The following is a 16210-nucleotide window of genomic DNA, read 5'->3' as shown; positions in this document are numbered from 1 at the left end:
AACGTGGGCCACACTTGTGCTGCAGCAAACATAGAAACCAACCTTTCTTCGCCGTGCGCCAACCGTGTCGAGCGTTGATGCCAGGTCAGTCAGACAAGTAACCGGTTCCAACTTCGATGCCCGTGTAACCCGTGGCCGTGAGGGTTTTTGCGAGTGTTGGCACTTCGAGTCCTTCTCCCAACCCTCCAAGACCTAGCGTCGCGACTCCAAGGAGCCCAGCTCCCACGGCTCCGCTCGTATCTCCGACTACCTGCCGGGAGCCTACCGATGCAACGGTTGATCCAGCTCCGAGGGCCAGCCCGAGCGGCGCTCCGACGCCCGTCGCGGTCGCAACAATACTTGCAACTCCGAGCCCAAGTGAAAGTCCGGCCAGGATCTCAGATTGCGTTTCATCACTGAGCCGACCGGTAGGGTCGCCGCCATTGATGGGATCATCGCCGGCGTAGGCGTATCGGTCGGCGTTGTTGGGGTCAAGTGGCGCGTCGAGGGTGTCGCGTTGGGTCCAGGTCCCTGTGGTGGGTAGGTACCAGCGGAGCCCGAAGCGGACGATGTCGTTTTGTGTTTGGCTGGCTCGTGCTCCGACCTTGAACCCGAACGGGTTCTGCGTCCAGAACGGGCTGGTGCTGCCCGTGGTGACGTCGCCGGTGCCGTATGGGTCGTAGCTGACGGTGAAGGCGTTGCTGCCGGTGTCGGTGAGTGCACCGACCTGGTTGCCGATGCCGTCGACGACGAACGCCGCCGAGTCGCCATTCGCGTCGGTGAGGTTCAAGACCTGCCCGGACGGGTCCGCGAGGACGCGAGAGGTCGATCCGTTGCTGGTGAACGTGTCGACGCCGGACTGCCCGTACGTGTACGACGTCGTCGTTGATCCGGTCGTGGCAGTCAGCAGCTGGTCCTGGGCTGCTCCCGCGTAGGTGTAGTTCGTGGTTGTCCCGTTCAGGGTTTCGGAGGTGAGTTGCTCTGCTCCGTTGTACGCGTATGTGGCGCCGGGTGATGCGGTCATGTTGCCCGCTGCGTCGTAGCTGTACCCGGCGGAATCGATCTGGTCGTTCACGTTGTACGTCAGGGCCTGGTTGAACGTCGTCGCACCGGACTCGGTCGCGGCGGTTCGGTTCCCGTCGGCGTCGTAGGTGTACGCCCAGTTGACGTCGTCCGTGCCCCCGGTTTGTGTAACGCCGGTGAGACGGGTGGTGGTGTTGCCGTTCGGGTCGACGTACCCGTAGTGAGTGACCTTCCCGGTGAGGGTGTCCGTGGCGCTTTGGAGCTGATCCGAGGATGCGCCGGCAGTGGTCGTGTAGGAGTACGTCGTGTCGAAGGCCTTGGATGCGTCCTGGCCGGTGTACGCAACAACTTCGCTCTCACGGCCGGTGCCCTGGTCGTAGGAGGTGTGGACGTGTCCCTGGAATGACGTCGGCTGCGTGTTCGTTGCGTTGGTGGTGCTGGTCGCGTTCGCGCCGGCTGCCGTGTAGGCGTCGGTGAGTCGGCTTTGTGAGTCGATCTTGTACCGGTCGGTTTCCGTGCCGGACCCGTGCGGGTATGTCATTGCCCAGAGCACGTTCGCCGCGTCGTAGGCGTAGGTGATCGTGCCTGCACCGTTGGTGCTGGTGAGCTCGTTGCCGACCCGGTCGTACGTGTACGAGATCGTCGACCCGCCGGCGGAGTTCTGCGTGCTCGTCAAGTGGCCGACCGGATCGTAGGTGTTCGTGATCGTCCCACCCGCGGAGGCGCTGGTGAGCTCGTTGCCGTTGCCGTCGTAGGTGTTCGTGACTGTTGTGGTGCCATCCGAGAAGGACTCCGTGAGCTGCCGGTCATCGTTGTCATACGTGTACGAGGTCGTGTGGCCGTTGCCGTCGCTCTCGGAAGCCATTCGCCCGTACCCGTCGTAGGCATACGTCTTCGTCCCGAGCTGCGTTCCGGTGTTCGCCGCGATCGTCGGAGGTGTCACGGTCTTCAGCTGCGAGTTCGTGTCGTAGCTGTACTGCGTCGAGAGGTTCGCTGCTTGGTTCCCCGGCGACGTAGCGCTCTTGAGGGTGCCGTTCGTGTTGCGCGTCAGGGTTGCCTGCGACGCCGAGCTCGGTCCGCTGCCGCCGCTGCCGTTCACCGAGCTGCCGCTGATCCCACCCTGCGTGTCGTAGGAGATCTTCGTGGTGTTGCCGTCGCCGTCGGTCGTCTGACTGGGCAGGTACGCCGCCGCGCCAGAGTTGGCGTACGTCGCGGTCGCCGCTGGGCCGGTCGTCTGGCTGCCAGACGCTCCGGACGTGGATTGCACCTGTGTCAGCGACACCTTCTTCGACGTCGCAGTGTTGCCGCTCCATGTCCCGTTCGTCGTCGTCGACTCACTACCCGAGCCCGCTGTCGTGGAGGCTGCAGCGTTGTTGTCCGGGTTGTAGGACGCCGACCGGGTGTTGCCGTCCGGGTCAACCGCGCTCAACACATCGTGGGTAGACGGGTCGAGGGTGTAGTCCGTGTGTGCGACGGACGCGACTGTTTGGGTGCTGTCCGTGTTCGGGGATGCGACCTGCGTTTCCGTGCTCGAGACGTAGCTGAATCGGGTGGCCGCGGTAGCGGATGTTGCGGTGGGCTGGTCGACCTCGGTGACCTGCTCGGAGCTGTTGTAGGTGAACGTTGTCTTCCCGCCGTCCGGTGCTGTGACCGAGGTCAGGTTGGTGCCGGAGTAGGTGAAGGTGGTGGTCTTCCCGTCGGCGTCGACGAACGAGGTGATGTTGCCGCCGCTGTCCTTCGACCACGACACGGTGCGGGTGTTGGTCCCGTCGGTCTGGCTGATCGTGGTCGTGCCGTTGCTGTACGCCACCGACGCAGTCCGAGCCGCAGAAGGGCCAGCGTTCGTGACGACGGTGCTCAATAGGTAATTGTTGTAGTTCAGGTCCACCTCGTTCGAGTAACGGTCGACGACACTGGTTGGCTGACCGGCGAGGTTGAAGTGGACGACCTGGTTGGAGGTCCAAGACGTCAGCTTGTAGCCACCCGATGTTTGCACGAGCGTGGCGCCCAGGCCGGCCGGGGCGGTGAATGTCCCGCCGGCGCCGGCGGTGAACTGCCACGTCGACCCGTCCGGCCCGGTGTAGACGACTCCGTTGGCGTTGTTCGACAGGGACCCGGCGCCGTCGAGCGCGTAGGACCATTTGTTCGCGTCCGGCGCGACCGTGCTGGACGTCTCCGTTCCGCGGGAGTTGTATGCGGCGCCGATGGCGACGGAACTGGTGACGCCGGTCATCGTCAACGCATTGGTCGAGAGCAGCAGATTGCCGGTCGCGACGTCGACCTGCGCGCTGGTGCGGTCATCGACCGGGAACGACAGGTTCGTCGCCGACGACCGCGACCCGGTCAGGTTCGTCGTCGACGGGCCCGTGGGAAGCGCGTTGTACCAGCCTTCGACGAGCACCTGGTAGTCGGTGGTCGATGACGTGTAGAGGTCGATCTTCCCGTTCGTGCCGACCGCGACGATGATCGTGTTCGACCGGATGTCGTTTCCGCTGAAGTTGATCGACGTGGTCGGCGGCTTCGCTGCCCCGTCCGCCCACATCTCCGCGTTCCCACCGCTGCTGCCTGAGTTGATCGCAGTGAGCTGCAGCGCGACGGCGGAGACCCCGTGGCCGAGGCCCGGGACGCCGGCGACACCATCAGCGGTGATGACGGTCGTCGACCCAGCAGTCGGTGTGGTGTTCCCGGACGCGCGGCTGTCGTACAAGCCGGCTCCGGACGCCGGGGTAAAGGATCCGCCGACAGTGGTCGCGGCGAAGTACCCCTGCACGTCGATGACGATGTTGACCGTGCCGCCCGTGTTCGCGATCGTCACCTGCCCGGACGAGCTCAAAGCGACCTGCACCGTGTTCGACGTCGCGATCCCAGAACCCGCGACGTAGTGCAGCGACTCGGAGGGCTTGGTTCCGCCTGCCGGATACGGCGTGACGTACCCTGCTGTCGACGACCCGTTGACGACGATGATGTTCGCCGCGACCGCTGACGCGGTCGACGCAACACCGCCCTGACCGCCGACCTGCACTGTCAACGACCCACCCGACGGAATCGTCGCTTGCGCGGCACCAGTTCCGTTCCGCGTATCGACGATCCGCGTGCCGGGGAGCGGAACGAAGCCGCCCGGAGCAACCCCGGCGCCTCCACCAGTAGTGGTGTAGTAGCCCTGTACGTCGAGGTACAAGATCCCGCTCGTGTCTGCTTCCACCTGGATCGTGCCGTTCGCGCCGACCGCGAGGGTCGACGTGTCCGACGCTGCCCCTCGACCGTCACTGTTGTAGGTCACCATCAACGTCGAGTTCGTCGACGAGTCAGGACGGCCGTGCAGCTGCCCCTCGCCGCCAGCCGACGACACCGTCGCGTTCAAGACGACTGCGCCGGCAGACCCATCCGACGGCACACCAGCAAGCCCAGCGACCTGCACAGTCGTCCACGTCCCCGCCGTCAGCGCTTGCCCACTGACGATCCGACCCGACGTGACCACGAACTGTCCCCCGGTCCCCGACGTCGACGCGTGAGCCGGAGCCGCCGCGACGAACGTCGAGGTGAGCATCGCGCCAAGCACCGCGACAACCGCAAGCACAGCAACCCAGAGCAGCCGGAACCGGCCAGACGACAACGACACGTGAGCCCCTCACTTCGCGAGCGCGAGCATCGCGGAGTTCTACCTGGGCCGCCCCGAAACCTCAGAAAGAAGTTCGCGCCCAGAACTACGTGCACCGTATGCGCCGCCGAACAACAACCGTTACGGGATCGGGCGAAGACTACGTGATCCGATAGTCCCCAAGCGAGGCGATGACCCCACAACGGGGGGTTCGGTGCATATATCGGCCGCATCGCCGGCGGTCGTACTGTCAGCAGGTGGGGAACGAGGACCGAGGCGCGGCACGGCGGAAGCTGTCAGCCGAAGAGCTCGCTGTGCTCAGAGGCATCGCCCGCGGGGACGATTTCAACACCATCGGCCGCAGACTCTCACTGGCTCCCGCAACGATCGCCTACCACGCGACAAAGCTGCGGAGGCTTCTCAACGCACCAAACCTGCCAGCTCTCGTCGCCATCGCGTTCGTTGTCGGGCTCCTCACCAACGACGTCGTCGGGCTCGACTTCCTGCTCGACCTCAGCGAGTGATCAGCTCGGCCCGACGGCTTCGCCGGCGCCGACGACATCATCACCGCCAACACACTCCTCCGCGCCGACTACCGCAACGCCGACGACGCGGCATCGCTGCAAGAAGTCCGCAACCGGCTGCAGTTCCTCGCCGACACCGGCTACGACCTCCGCCACAACCTGCCCAGCTGACGGCGCGAGATCGATCAGACCGGAGTCGCACCCGTCTGCCGTCGGTGCTTCACCGAACTGCGCCATACCCAGGCGGCGAGCTTGGTCTCGCCGCGGCCTGCTTCCACCCAAACTGCATCTCGAGTGAGGCGGTACGCCTGGGCGTCACTTCGACGAATCAGCCGGTCGGGCAACTGGAACCACGCATGCACCGGGAACGGCTCCGACAATTCACGCACCTCAGTGCCACGAGCGTCTTCCTCAAGCGAGAACGGCGAGCCGAGCAGCCAGCGATCCGAAAGACGACGACCCACGACCCGACAGTAGGAGTCGGCACAGACGTTCGCATAGCATCCCCTCACCGGAATGTTTCCCGGACCAGTCATCTGAGACTGATGAGGCCGCCCAAAGGACAGACCTCGCCGCGCGTCCATCGACGGACCGTCTAGCGAGACGTCTTTAAGGGCAGCCCTCGTGGTGATCTGTTTCTCAACCCGGGGTCGTGCTGGGGTGCATGAGGCGACGAGCCGCGCTGGCGAAGCGACGCGACTGGGTGATTTCTTGGTGGGTTGTCGCGATGGTATGGGTGGAGGTGGTTCTTGTGGTGCTGATCGTGGTTGCCGCAGCCGTGGTGCTGTTGTTGGCTGTCGTCGGAGCAGCCGGGGCTGCGTTGCTGGCGGTCGCATCGGAATCGGAGAAGGAAGGTCTCTTGGACGACTAGGTCCTTCTCGCTCGCTCGCTCGCCTGCGCTGCGCGGTCAGGTGGGTGTGCCGAGGCGGTAGCCGATGCCGCGGATGGTGCTGATGAGGTCGCGGTCGGTTTTCCGGCGGATGTAGTGGACGTAGGTGTCGACGGTGCCGAGCTGCTCGCCGTTGTCGAACACTGCGGAGAGCAGGTGTTGTCGGGTGAAGGCGCGGGACGGTTCGCCAGAGAGCAGCCGGAGCAGGGCGGTCTCCTTCTCAGTCAGCATCACCCGGCCGGTGTAGGGGGAGGTGATGCTGTGGTCGTCGGGGTGGAACGCCCACCCGCCGATCTCGATAGTGGCGCCAGTGCCGGTGTAGTCGCGGGTGAGCGCCCGGAGTCGAGCGGTGAGCTCGTCGAAGTCGAAGGGCTTGACGAGGTAGTCGTTCGCGCCAGCGTCGAGGCCGGAGACCCGGTCGTGGACTTCGCCAAGCGCGGTGAGCATGAGCACGGGGGTGCTGATGCGTCGCTGCCGGAGGGTCGCGACCACCGTGGTGCCATCGATCCCCGGGAGTCGGCGGTCGATCACCATGACGTCGAAGTACTCCTTCGCAGCTGTCTCGAGCGCGGATTCCCCGTCCGTGCAGAGCGTGACGGTCCACTGCTCGCCGAGCTCGTCGGCGACGAGTGGACCGAGCCTGGGGTCGTCCTCGACGAGGAGGAGTCGGGGCATCATGCGCGGTCCTTCCGGTCGTGTTCCGAGCCGCTGTCCGGAGCGGTGGGCAGGTGGAGTGCAAAGACCGTTCCGCTGCTGTCCGTGCGTTCGATGACTGCGTCGCCGCCGGCTCGGACGGCGATGTCGCGGACCAGAGCCAGGCCGATGCCGTACCCGGTGCGCGTGTTCGTCGCGCCGTCGGCGGGGGTGCCATGCGCGAAGCGGGCAAAGACCCGAGCCGGTTGGATGCCGACGACGCCGGGGCCGTCGTCTTCGACTCGGATCGTCGTACGGCTCGCGGTGCTCGTCGCAGTGACGCGGACGTGTCCTCCGGGCGGGGTGTGACCGATCGCGTTGTCGATCAGCGCGACCATGCAGCGGCGCAGCTGCGTCTCCGACACCCGCACACGGGCGTCGATCGTCTCGACGTCGAGCGCGACCCCCCGCTCCGCGGCGAGGACGCTCATGTCGCGGTGCACCGAGGCCGAGGCTGCCCGGAGGTCGGCGCTCCCGTCGGGGTCGGTGGAGCCGGCGGCGGCTTCGAGGAGGTCGTTGACGATGTTGATCAGGATCTGGGTGTCTTCGCGCAGATCCTCCACGACGGGACGCCGTCGGTCGTCGACCGGGGTCATGCGCTGCAGCCGTTGCACGCGGGCGTTGAGCACCGTCAGCGGGGTGCGGAGTTCGTGGCTGGCGTCGGCGACGAAGGTGCGTTGCATGCGCGCTGCTTCCGCGATCGGCCGGACTGCACGGCGTGCGATGAGCCACGCGGCGACGCCAGCGAGGATTATCGCGAGGCCGCCGATACCGATGACCGCGATGCTGAGGTCGATGGTGTCGAGGTAGATGTGGATGTCGGTCGGGCCGGGTTGTTCGTGGAGCTGGTTCGGGGTCAGCTGCCACAGCACGTAGGCGACGACGAGGACGATGATCGCGATCACCAGCGCCGCCGAGACGACCGCAACACGCAGTGCGATCCCGATCACGGACCGGCGGTACGCCAACCGGTCCGGATCGGTCTCCACACCAGACCGGAACGACCAGCGTGCCAGTCCGTCCGCGATCGCTGACCGCCATCCAGCAGACATGTGGCCCCTTCCGTGCTGGTGACGCCGGAACGCGAGGGGGGAAGCGTTCCGGCGTCACCGCGTCGGCTCGATCCTGCCTCACTCAGAGCAGCACCGGCCCCCAAGCCTCAGCGACACCAGCCAAGGAACAGCCAAGAAACGTCGCACGGGCGGCCGGTCCAATTCTTGGTGGAGTCTTGCGCGCCGTTTTCTACCGTCGGAGCATCGCCGACCCCGCACATCGCGGTACGGCCCATCCTGACGAGGAGAACGCCATGTCCCACTCGCCCGCAGCGCCTGTGCCGACCCGGAGCCGCTCGAACAAGGTGCCCGACCCGACCGCGTCGTTCTGGATCATCAAGGTCCTCGCGACCACGGTCGGTGAGACCGCCGCTGACCTCCTCAGTGACACCGTCGGACTCGGACTGCCGCTGACGACGCTGATCATGGCGGTCGCGTTGGCGGTGTTCCTGGTCCTGCAGTTCCGGTCCCGCAGCTACCGGCCGCCGGTGTACTGGATCACCGTGGTCCTGATCAGCATCGTCGGGACGTGCGTCACCGACAACCTCACCGACGGACTGGGCGTCCCCCTCGCCGTCAGCACCACCGTGTTCGGCGTCGCGCTCCTGGCGGTGTTCGCGATCTGGTACCGGACCGAGGGGACCCTCTCGATCCACAGCATCGACACGCTCCGCCGGGAAGCGTTCTACTGGCTGGCGATCCTGTTCACCTTCGCCCTCGGCACCGCCGCCGGAGACCTCATCGCGGAACAGACCGGCCTGGGGTACTTCCCGTCGCTGCTCCTCTTCGCCGGTGCCATCGCGGTGACCGCCGCCGTCTGGTTCATCGGCCGACGCGGCCCGGTGCTCTGCTTCTGGATCGCGTACATCCTCACCCGCCCCCTCGGCGCGTCCACCGGCGACCTGCTGTCCGCGTCAACGAAGGACGGCGGCCTGGGTGTCGGGACGATCACGACGAGCATCGTGTTCTTCGTCATCATCGCCGCGATCATCAGCTACCTCGTGATCCGCATCCGCCGCGACGAACCCGCGCAGCGCAGCCGACTCACCGTCTGACCCGTCCACTGGTCCCACCGCCGACTTGAACGCCGGTGGCACCAGGCCCTCCGCTCGTGAAAGGCCCTCGTGCTCCACACCGTTCCGCTCGCCGTGAGCCTGTTCGACGCAGCATCCGTGCTGCACGCATTCGGCCCGTACGTCCTCGCCGGAATCGCGCTGCTGATCTTCATCGAGTCCGGGGTGCTTTTCCCGTTCCTGCCCGGCGACTCCCTCCTGGTCACCGCCGCGATCATCAGCAGCACCCTGGGCGTGACGCCGTGGCAGGTCGCCCTCGTCGCATCCATCGCCGCCGTCGCCGGCGACCAGGTCGGGTACTGGATCGGGAAACGCTACGGACGTCGCCTGTTCAAGGACGACGCCCGCATCCTCACCACCGCCAGACTCGACGAAGCAGAGGCGTTCTTCACGAAGTGGGGCGGACTGAGCCTGATCCTCGGAAGGTTCGTCCCGATCGTCCGGACCTACGTGCCGCTCGCGGCCGGGACCGCGCAGATGCACTACCGGCGGTTCCTGCTGTTCAACCTCATCGGCGCCATCTCCTGGGCCTGCGGCCTGACAGCAGTGGGGGTCCTGCTCGGAGGCATCCCGCTCGTCGCCCACAACATCGACGCACTCATGATCGTGATCGTCGTCGTGTCGGTCCTGCCGATCGTCATCGGCGCCCTGCGCCGCCGTCACGTCGCCCGGAAGCGCACGTCACCGGCGGCACGAACCGCGGAGCGGACGGTGGGGGACCGGTGACGGGTGGGACCGGAACGGTGAACCGTGTCCCGGGACCGACCGCGTCGTTCTGGCTGATCAAGGTGCTCACGACCGGGATGGGTGAGGCGCTCTCCGACTTCCTGGTCACCCGCCTCGACCCCGTCCCCACGGTCCTGGTCACTGCGGCCGTGTTCGCCGTCGTGCTCGTGGCGCAGCTCCGCGCCGACCGGTACCGGCCGTGGCTGTACTGGGGTGCTGTGTCGATGGTCGGGGTGTTCGGCACGATGGTCGCCGACGTCACCCACGTCGCGCTCGGCGTGCCGTACGCGGTGTCGACTCCGGTCTTCCTCGCCGCCCTGGTCGCCGTCTTCGTCCTGTGGCGACGGGTCGAGGGCACCGTCGACGTGCACACGATCACCAGCACCCGGCGGCAGCTATTCTACTGGGCCGCCGTGATCGCCACGTTCGCGATGGGCACCGCGGCCGGTGACCTCGCCGCGAGCACGTTCCACCTCGGCTACCTCGGTGGCGGCCTCGTCTTCGTCGCCGCGATGATCATCGTCGTCCTCGCACGCCTGACGGCGCTGCTCGGACCGGTCACGGCGTTCTGGACCGCCTACGTCCTCACCCGCCCAGTCGGCGCATCCTTCGCCGACTACGTCGCGGTGCCGCACGCCCGAGGCGGCCTCGACGTCGGCACCGGCCTCGTCAGCGCGGTCCTCGTCATCGCCATCGCCTTCGCGGTAGCCCTGCAGGAGAAGGTACGGCAGATTCCGTCAACCGAGACGGCCTCGAGCGTCCGCTGACCCACCGGCTATCGGGACCCAAGCCTGTGTTGCTGCAGAGTCACCGTGACGGTCTGCGGAGCGTGTCGGATCGTCGTTCTCCGAAGGTGTCGGCGTAGTAGCTGGCGAATCGTCCGAGGTGTCCGAAGCCCCAGCCTCGTGCGACGTCTGCGATGACGGTCGTTGGGGCTTCGCCTGCGACGAGCTGTGCACGGACTCGGTGAAGCCGGATCTGGCGGAGGAAGGCCATGGGGGTGGTGTCCGCGTGGCGTTGGAAGGCTGCTTGCAGGGCGCGGGCGTTGATGCCGGCCGCCTGGGCGACGTCAGTGCTGGTGATGTGTCGGTGAGCGTTGGCGACCATCCACTCCTGTGTGAAGCGCATCGTCGCTGGGCCGTCGTGGAAGACGATGTCGACGTCGGGGGTGGCGTGGAAAGCGTCGACTGCTGCTTCTGCGACAAGCATGTTCACAGCTGCTCGTCGCCACCGGTCCGTGTCGGGGTGCAGCAGCTCGGGTGCTGCTGCACGAATCACCTGTCTGAGACGCTCTATCTGGTCCGGGTCGGGAAGGTTCCGGAACTGCAGCGGACCGGGGATTGCGCCGAGCTGGGCCGCGGCGACGTTCTCGAGGAAGGTGCCGCCGAAGCGGATCATGTGCTGGGTACCTGGCGCAGCGTTGAACTCGAACGGTCGCCCCGATGGGTACATCACGGGCACGTTCGGTGGCATCGCGATCGCGTCTCGCGTGTCGACGTCGAGGACGATGCCCGGGGTGGTGGTCCAGGCGAGAATGTAAGTGCCGTGTTGGCCGATGGTGCCCCATCGATTCGCGTCGACAGCGGATGTGCCCAGCGTGAGCTCGTCGTCGCCGACGGCGCGGTACCGCCATGTGAATCCGTCGGCGGTGGGCTTGCCGATGTGAATGTTCTGGCTCGCGTAGACGTCTTCGTAGAACGCGACCGCTTCGTCGACATTCGTGCCTCGGCGGTCGACGGCGACTGGGGGCAGGTTGTCCGACGGCATCCGCGAGTCAGTATGCCGCCAACCGCCGACATCGTTGCTCGCGGCTGGAACCGTCTCACGCTTTCCGGTGATTCGGCGGTCTGCGACGGAGCTGTCAGGGATGTTCCGGGGAAGCTTTCGGGGGTTGCAGGAGCAGGTACTGGTAGCCGTTGCGGGCCATTGGTCGGTGTAGCCGGTGGTGGGTGGCTGCCCAGATCTGCCCGTTGTACTGCAGCGTTTCTGGGGCGGTTCCGCGGAGAGTGAGGGTGATGTCTGGGTGGTCGGGCTCTTGGAGGACGAGGGTTCGCAGCACTCCGGCAGGGTCGAGCGTGACGTGGGTTGCGTGATCCGGCATGCTGTTCTCCTTCGTCGCCTCCGTCAAACCGGCGATGGTCAGCCCATCCGGACGGAGCCGCATCCTGGACGGTTCCGCACGGACCGTCACTGCCGGAAATGGCTTCCTCACCGGGTTGCGGGCTTTGGCTCTGCGACCTTGTCCGGCGCGCCGCTGCCAGGCGTGTTAGACGCGTCGGGGGTGAAGTGGACGCGTTCGGCTGCGCGGGTGATGTCTTGGGCGCGAGCAAGTTGAGCATCTTGCGCGGTCTGCGCGTCAGCTCGTGACTGGCGGATCGTGGCGAGGGCGTTGCTGCTGATCTGGTGCACCAGATTCGCGATTGCGGTCGCGAGACCCCGTTCGAGTTGGCCGAGGTTGGTGTTGCCGATGATCAGACGCCGGTCGTGCACTGCCAGCGTCACATCCGGGTAGCCGGCGCGCTGTAACGAATGGTGACTTCCGGAGCCTTCCAGCGCTGCGATCTCTTCCGGATTGGGTCGTCGGTTGAAGACGGCGGGGACGTCGTAGAACCGCTCGGCGGCGTCGGTGCCGAGCGATGCCGGCAGGCCGGATGCGACGACGCTCGTCAGGGCGAGGTGCTGGTCAGCGGTGGTGGATGGGCCGGTCATGATGACTGCTTCCGTTGACGGTGGTGACCGCCAGGATGCGTGCGCTGCGGCGAGCATCGTGGTCGGAACCGTCTGAGATGAGTCTCCTCCTGCCAGTTGGTCGCAGCATGCAGGTTGCAGACGGGTCCGTCCGGCGGTTCCTCTGTTGCCGGTCATCTGCGTACGAGGAGGCTCAGCGGATGACCACACGACTCTGTGCACGCGGCCGATGGGGATGGCCGATCGGCGAGGTCGGGAAGCGTCCGGTTGGCCGAGTTCGGCCGCAGCGGGATGGGTTTCGGGCGTTAGCTCATCAGGAAGACGGTGTCGTCCGGCTCCTCGGCTTGTTCGATAGCAGGAGCCGCGCAGCCGCCGCCGTGGAGACAGCAGACCGCAGCTTGAGGGCGGAGGTTCCTGCCGACTCACGGGTGGCATGCATCCCGGCGCCGTAGCGTGAAGGCAAGCGCGGATGCGTGAACTCTCCGGACCGGTCGAAGGATCGCTCAGCACCAGAAGGTCGGTCCTCGATGACGACGATCCCGCTCGCCCCCGGCTTCACCCGCACCCGACCCGGGAACGGCGGCCGCTCCGGCACCTCCACCTACTCGGCGCTGCTCGCCCAGGTGAAGGCCGCCGGTCTCCTGCGTCGCCGTACCGGCTTCTACTGGTCGCTGTTCGGCGGCCTCGTCGCCACCCTCGCCCTGGCGTGGGTCGCGTTCTCGTTCCTCGGCGACTCGTGGTTCCAGCTGATCGTCGCGGGGGTGCTCGGTGTGCTGTTCACGCAGTTCGCGTTCCTGTCGCACGAGGCCGCGCACCGCCAGGTGTTCGCGTCGCAGAAGTGGAACGACCACGCGGGCCGCTGGGTCGGCACCTTCCTGGTGGGCTTGAGCTACTCGTGGTGGATGAACAAGCACACCCGCCACCACGGCAACCCGAACACGGTCGGGAAGGACCCGGACATCGCTCCGGACGGCATCCGGTTCCTGCCCGAGGATGCCGCCGCGGCGAAGGGTCCGCTGATGCGGACGTTCCTGCGGTTCCAGGGGTGGCTGTTCTTCCCGCTGCTCACGCTCGAGGGGCTGAACCTGCACCGCTACGCGGTGACGTCGATCGTCACGGGCACCGGGACGAAGGCCGACGCACGGCACCGCTGGCTCGAGGGCAGCATGCTCGTCGCCCGGTTCGGCATCTACCTGACGGTGGTCTTCTGGTTCCTGCCGTTCGGGATGGCGTGCGCGTTCCTCGGTGTGCAGCTGACCGTGTTCGGCGTGATGATGGGCGCCTCGTTCGCCCCGAACCACAAGGGCATGCCGACCATCGCCCACGACGCCAAGGTCGACTTCTTCTCCCGCCAGGTCCGCACCTCCCGCAACATCCGCGGCGGCTGGTGGGTGTCGTTCCTGATGGGCGGCCTGAACTACCAGGTCGAGCACCACCTGTTCCCCTCGATGCCGCGACCGGCACTGAAGCAGGCCCGCCTGCTGGTCCGCGACCACTGCGAGACGCTCGACGTGCCCTACACCGAGACGACGCTGCTGCGCTCGTACGGCATCGTCGTGCGCTACCTCAACCGCGTCGGCCTGACGGCCCGGGACCCCTTCTTCTGCCCGATGGTGGCGCAGATGCGGATCCACTGACGTGGGCGGGGAACGGATCTCACCGTTGCACTGGAGCTCGGATGACGCGGAGCTGTGGACTGCGACGGACGCTGCCGGAGCGGTCGTCGGCTCTGTCATCGCTGCAGGCGATTACACAGCGGTGACCGTCGATGGCTCTGTTCACGGCACCCACCACTCGCTCGAAGCCGCACAAGACCAAATCGACGCCTGGCACCGCTGGACCACCAGCACCTAACCGGCGTCCATCCACATCACGGCGACAATCGGTTCGGACCGGCGGTCTGACGCGCCGTTCACCGCTGACGGTACTTCGCAGCGATCTCAGCCCGTGCCTGCTCTGCAGTCAGGTCGCCGGCAAGGATCTGTGCAATGCGGTCAGTGGTGTCCGCATCGACGACATGGCCTCGTGCCCGCAGGGCACCGACCACGAACGATATCGTCTCAGCCGGGCTTCCTCCCGGTTCAGCTTCCATGGGCCTTCCAATCTCCGATGTGCAGTAGCCGCTCGGGCTCTGCCCGATGATCTGCCCAGCGAGCGCAACGATGCAGCTCGGCTCCGTAGCAGGCGTGCCCAATGCCGCGCACACTGACCGCCTGCATGCCGATGCGCAGACTGCGGCTTGTCTTCACCATGACGTCACAGGTCGAGATGGAGCGACGGTTGACGGTACACAGGTGTTTTGCTGGTGCCCCGGGAGCCGCTACAGCTCTTCGCGGCACCTCTGGTGTGCCTACTCATCTGCGGTCCCGGGCACCGGGACCGGTTGGGGGAAGGGCGCTGATTCTCCAGCGCGCATCCGTGAGGAAGCCCTGAGCGGCAAGGTCGCCTGCGTCCTCGAGGGCATCCTCCGGCGCCGGCTCCAACAAGACCGGGATCGCCGGAGCGAGCATGAACTGCACCGTCACCGGTAATCCCGCATCATCAACGGTCGGCACTGCGACGGTGTCAGCGACCGCGGCTTGCGCCAACGACGCGCTATAGGCCAGCACCACTTCGCCGACCATGTCGGTGACGAGGATGCGGGTATGCCCGTAATGGAGGTACTGCACGATCAACCGCTCTCGCCGCGGGACAAGGCGGGATTGAGAAGACGGCGACCGTGAAAATCATCCCCGACGCGCCCAGTCCAACGACGCTCCTGCACCGTACGCGCCGCTCCCGGAGGCACACCCAACGGTGTCCCTCATGCGCGGGCCGAGGAGACGCGGCCAGGCTAATTGTGCTTGACCTCTGTTCAGTTCCGAGTCACGCTCATCGCAGCGGGCGATCGGATCAGGGAGTCCGCTCAAGGCTGGGCGCTTTCCAGACTCACCACCTGTCGACGAGCGTCCGATCCGGGCCAGCCAGCCGACGCGCACGAGTGTCCCAGCTCACCTCCGATCAGTCAGATCCTTCACATGGATGACTCGACCGCGTCACGGGCGCCTTCACGATCAACGCAGTGACCCTGCTTGACGAGCGAGGCGTCCGGTGGACCATCGGTGACCGGACGATGTTGTTTGGTCGTCATGGTGTTGGCGTTCGTGGGGTGAGTGTGAGGCGTAGTGCGTGCACGCCGTCGCGGACGCGGGTGCCGGCGGTGCTGATGCTGATGCCGAGGTGCTGGGCGACTTCTGGGATGGTGCGTTCGCCGAGGTAGCGCAGGAGGACTGCTTCGCGTTGCTTGTCGGTCAGTCTGGCGAGGGCATCCCTGAGTCGTGCCCGGGTGTAGAGGGCGTCGCGGTCGTCCGCGTGGTCGACGTTGTCGTGGTCGCGGATGCCGATGCGGAGGTCGCGGTGCCGGGCCGCTTCGAGGCTGCGGATCCGGTCGATCGCGCGGCGGCGTGCGATGGTTCGCAGCCAGGACAGCAGGTCAGCACGGGTGGGGTCCCACTGCCCCGGGTGGAGCAAAAGGTCGAGGAAGGTTTCGTGGACGACGTCCTCGGCGAGGTGCGGGTCGATGATGATCGTCGACACGAACCCACGCAGCCCGACGGCGTGGTCTCGGTATGCCTCGGCGCAGAAGCCTTGATGCCCCTGCACCGGATCAGGCGTCATTGGTCAGACGGGTCACGTCGACCCCGGCCCGTGTCTCGGGGTGGATTGCGGAAGAGAGTCCGAAGAGTCCTGCCGGCGGCGTTGTCGTTCCACTTCGTGGTGGCTGCTGGTTCGGTACAGCAGTGCAGTCCGTTATGACCGGTGGGAAGGGTGCAGCGCCACCGATCGAAGGAGCTGGGGCACGGGGTGGAAGGAACAGCTTCGGCCTGTTCTGTTGATGGGACGGTCACGGCGAAATTTCGGCACCAGCCGGTGTGCGGTCTGTCGGAGCCGCCGCCTTCGAGGATGTTGCTGGGCTGTGGCGCGCG

Annotated in this window: 15 protein-coding genes; 7 read left to right on the top strand and 8 right to left on the bottom strand. The window is 66.4% G+C overall.

Going from position 1 to position 16210, the window contains the following annotated elements:
- Window positions 1–85 precede the first annotated feature (85 nt).
- On the bottom strand, window positions 86–3235 hold the full coding sequence (locus ACTJKO_RS00500) for an RHS repeat domain-containing protein (protein WP_440684566.1): 3150 nt from the start codon (window positions 3233–3235) through the stop codon (window positions 86–88).
- On the opposite strand from ACTJKO_RS00500, the gene ACTJKO_RS00495 reads away from it, so the two are divergent.
- The 3 genes from ACTJKO_RS00495 to ACTJKO_RS00485 all read left to right on the top strand — a co-directional run bounded on the left by ACTJKO_RS00495 (window position 3207) and on the right by ACTJKO_RS00485 (window position 5124).
- Window positions 3207–3410 (top strand): hypothetical protein, encoded by a 204-nt coding sequence (locus ACTJKO_RS00495; RefSeq protein WP_440684564.1) that lies wholly within the window; start codon window positions 3207–3209, stop codon window positions 3408–3410. The genes ACTJKO_RS00500 and ACTJKO_RS00495 overlap by 29 nt on opposite strands.
- 39 nt (window positions 3411–3449) lie before the next feature.
- Window positions 3450–3884, top strand: a complete 435-nt coding sequence (locus ACTJKO_RS00490; protein WP_440684562.1) for a hypothetical protein — start codon at window positions 3450–3452, stop codon at window positions 3882–3884.
- A gap of 973 nt (window positions 3885–4857) precedes the next feature.
- A complete protein-coding gene (locus ACTJKO_RS00485; protein WP_440684560.1) occupies window positions 4858–5124 on the top strand; it encodes a LuxR C-terminal-related transcriptional regulator in 267 nt (88 codons plus the stop codon).
- A 185-nt stretch (window positions 5125–5309) separates the two neighbouring features.
- On the opposite strand, the gene ACTJKO_RS00480 is transcribed toward ACTJKO_RS00485, so the two are convergent.
- The 3 genes from ACTJKO_RS00480 to ACTJKO_RS00470 form a co-directional block, all read right to left on the bottom strand.
- Window positions 5310–5588 carry a hypothetical protein gene (locus ACTJKO_RS00480; protein ID WP_440684558.1) on the bottom strand — a complete coding sequence of 93 codons (279 nt, stop codon included), beginning with the start codon at window positions 5586–5588 and terminating at the stop codon, window positions 5310–5312.
- Between the two features lie 443 nt (window positions 5589–6031).
- Window positions 6032–6691, bottom strand: coding sequence for a response regulator transcription factor (locus ACTJKO_RS00475; protein ID WP_440684556.1), 660 nt, complete (start codon window positions 6689–6691; stop codon window positions 6032–6034).
- Window positions 6688–7656 carry a sensor histidine kinase gene (locus ACTJKO_RS00470; RefSeq protein WP_440684554.1) on the bottom strand — a complete coding sequence of 323 codons (969 nt, stop codon included), beginning with the start codon at window positions 7654–7656 and terminating at the stop codon, window positions 6688–6690. The genes ACTJKO_RS00475 and ACTJKO_RS00470 overlap by 4 nt, the downstream gene beginning before the upstream one ends.
- Window positions 7657–8012: 356 nt before the next feature.
- Here ACTJKO_RS00470 and ACTJKO_RS00465 point away from each other — a divergent pair, with 356 nt between their 5' ends.
- The 3 genes from ACTJKO_RS00465 to ACTJKO_RS00455 all read left to right on the top strand — a co-directional run bounded on the left by ACTJKO_RS00465 (window position 8013) and on the right by ACTJKO_RS00455 (window position 10324).
- Window positions 8013–8813, top strand: a complete 801-nt coding sequence (locus ACTJKO_RS00465) for a COG4705 family protein (protein WP_440684552.1) — start codon at window positions 8013–8015, stop codon at window positions 8811–8813.
- A 93-nt stretch (window positions 8814–8906) separates the two neighbouring features.
- Window positions 8907–9557, top strand: a complete 651-nt coding sequence (locus tag ACTJKO_RS00460) for a DedA family protein (RefSeq protein WP_440684550.1) — start codon at window positions 8907–8909, stop codon at window positions 9555–9557.
- A gap of 17 nt (window positions 9558–9574) precedes the next feature.
- Window positions 9575–10324, top strand: a complete 750-nt coding sequence (locus ACTJKO_RS00455) for a COG4705 family protein (RefSeq protein WP_440684548.1) — start codon at window positions 9575–9577, stop codon at window positions 10322–10324.
- Window positions 10325–10364: 40 nt separating this feature from the next.
- On the opposite strand, the gene ACTJKO_RS00450 is transcribed toward ACTJKO_RS00455, so the two are convergent.
- Both ACTJKO_RS00450 and ACTJKO_RS00445 read right to left on the bottom strand, forming a co-directional pair.
- A complete protein-coding gene (locus tag ACTJKO_RS00450) occupies window positions 10365–11324 on the bottom strand; it encodes a helix-turn-helix domain-containing protein (protein WP_440684546.1) in 960 nt (319 codons plus the stop codon).
- Window positions 11325–11765: 441 nt separating this feature from the next.
- On the bottom strand, window positions 11766–12266 hold the full coding sequence (locus ACTJKO_RS00445; RefSeq protein WP_440684544.1) for a hypothetical protein: 501 nt from the start codon (window positions 12264–12266) through the stop codon (window positions 11766–11768).
- A 506-nt stretch (window positions 12267–12772) separates the two neighbouring features.
- Here ACTJKO_RS00445 and ACTJKO_RS00440 point away from each other — a divergent pair.
- A complete protein-coding gene (locus ACTJKO_RS00440) occupies window positions 12773–13882 on the top strand; it encodes a fatty acid desaturase family protein (RefSeq protein WP_440684542.1) in 1110 nt (369 codons plus the stop codon).
- 717 nt (window positions 13883–14599) lie between these two features.
- On the opposite strand, the gene ACTJKO_RS00435 is transcribed toward ACTJKO_RS00440, so the two are convergent.
- Together ACTJKO_RS00435 and ACTJKO_RS00430 are read right to left on the bottom strand one after the other, a co-directional pair.
- Complete coding sequence (locus tag ACTJKO_RS00435; protein ID WP_440684540.1) at window positions 14600–14914, bottom strand: hypothetical protein; 315 nt, start codon at window positions 14912–14914, stop codon at window positions 14600–14602.
- 457 nt (window positions 14915–15371) lie between these two features.
- Window positions 15372–15902 carry a sigma-70 family RNA polymerase sigma factor gene (locus ACTJKO_RS00430; protein ID WP_440684538.1) on the bottom strand — a complete coding sequence of 177 codons (531 nt, stop codon included), beginning with the start codon at window positions 15900–15902 and terminating at the stop codon, window positions 15372–15374.
- Between the last annotated feature and the right edge of the window lie 308 nt (window positions 15903–16210).

The organism is Curtobacterium sp. 22159, assembly GCF_052045775.1.
In the GTDB taxonomy this organism is placed as follows: domain Bacteria; phylum Actinomycetota; class Actinomycetes; order Actinomycetales; family Microbacteriaceae; genus Curtobacterium.
This window is presented reverse-complemented; position numbering and strand designations above follow the sequence as displayed.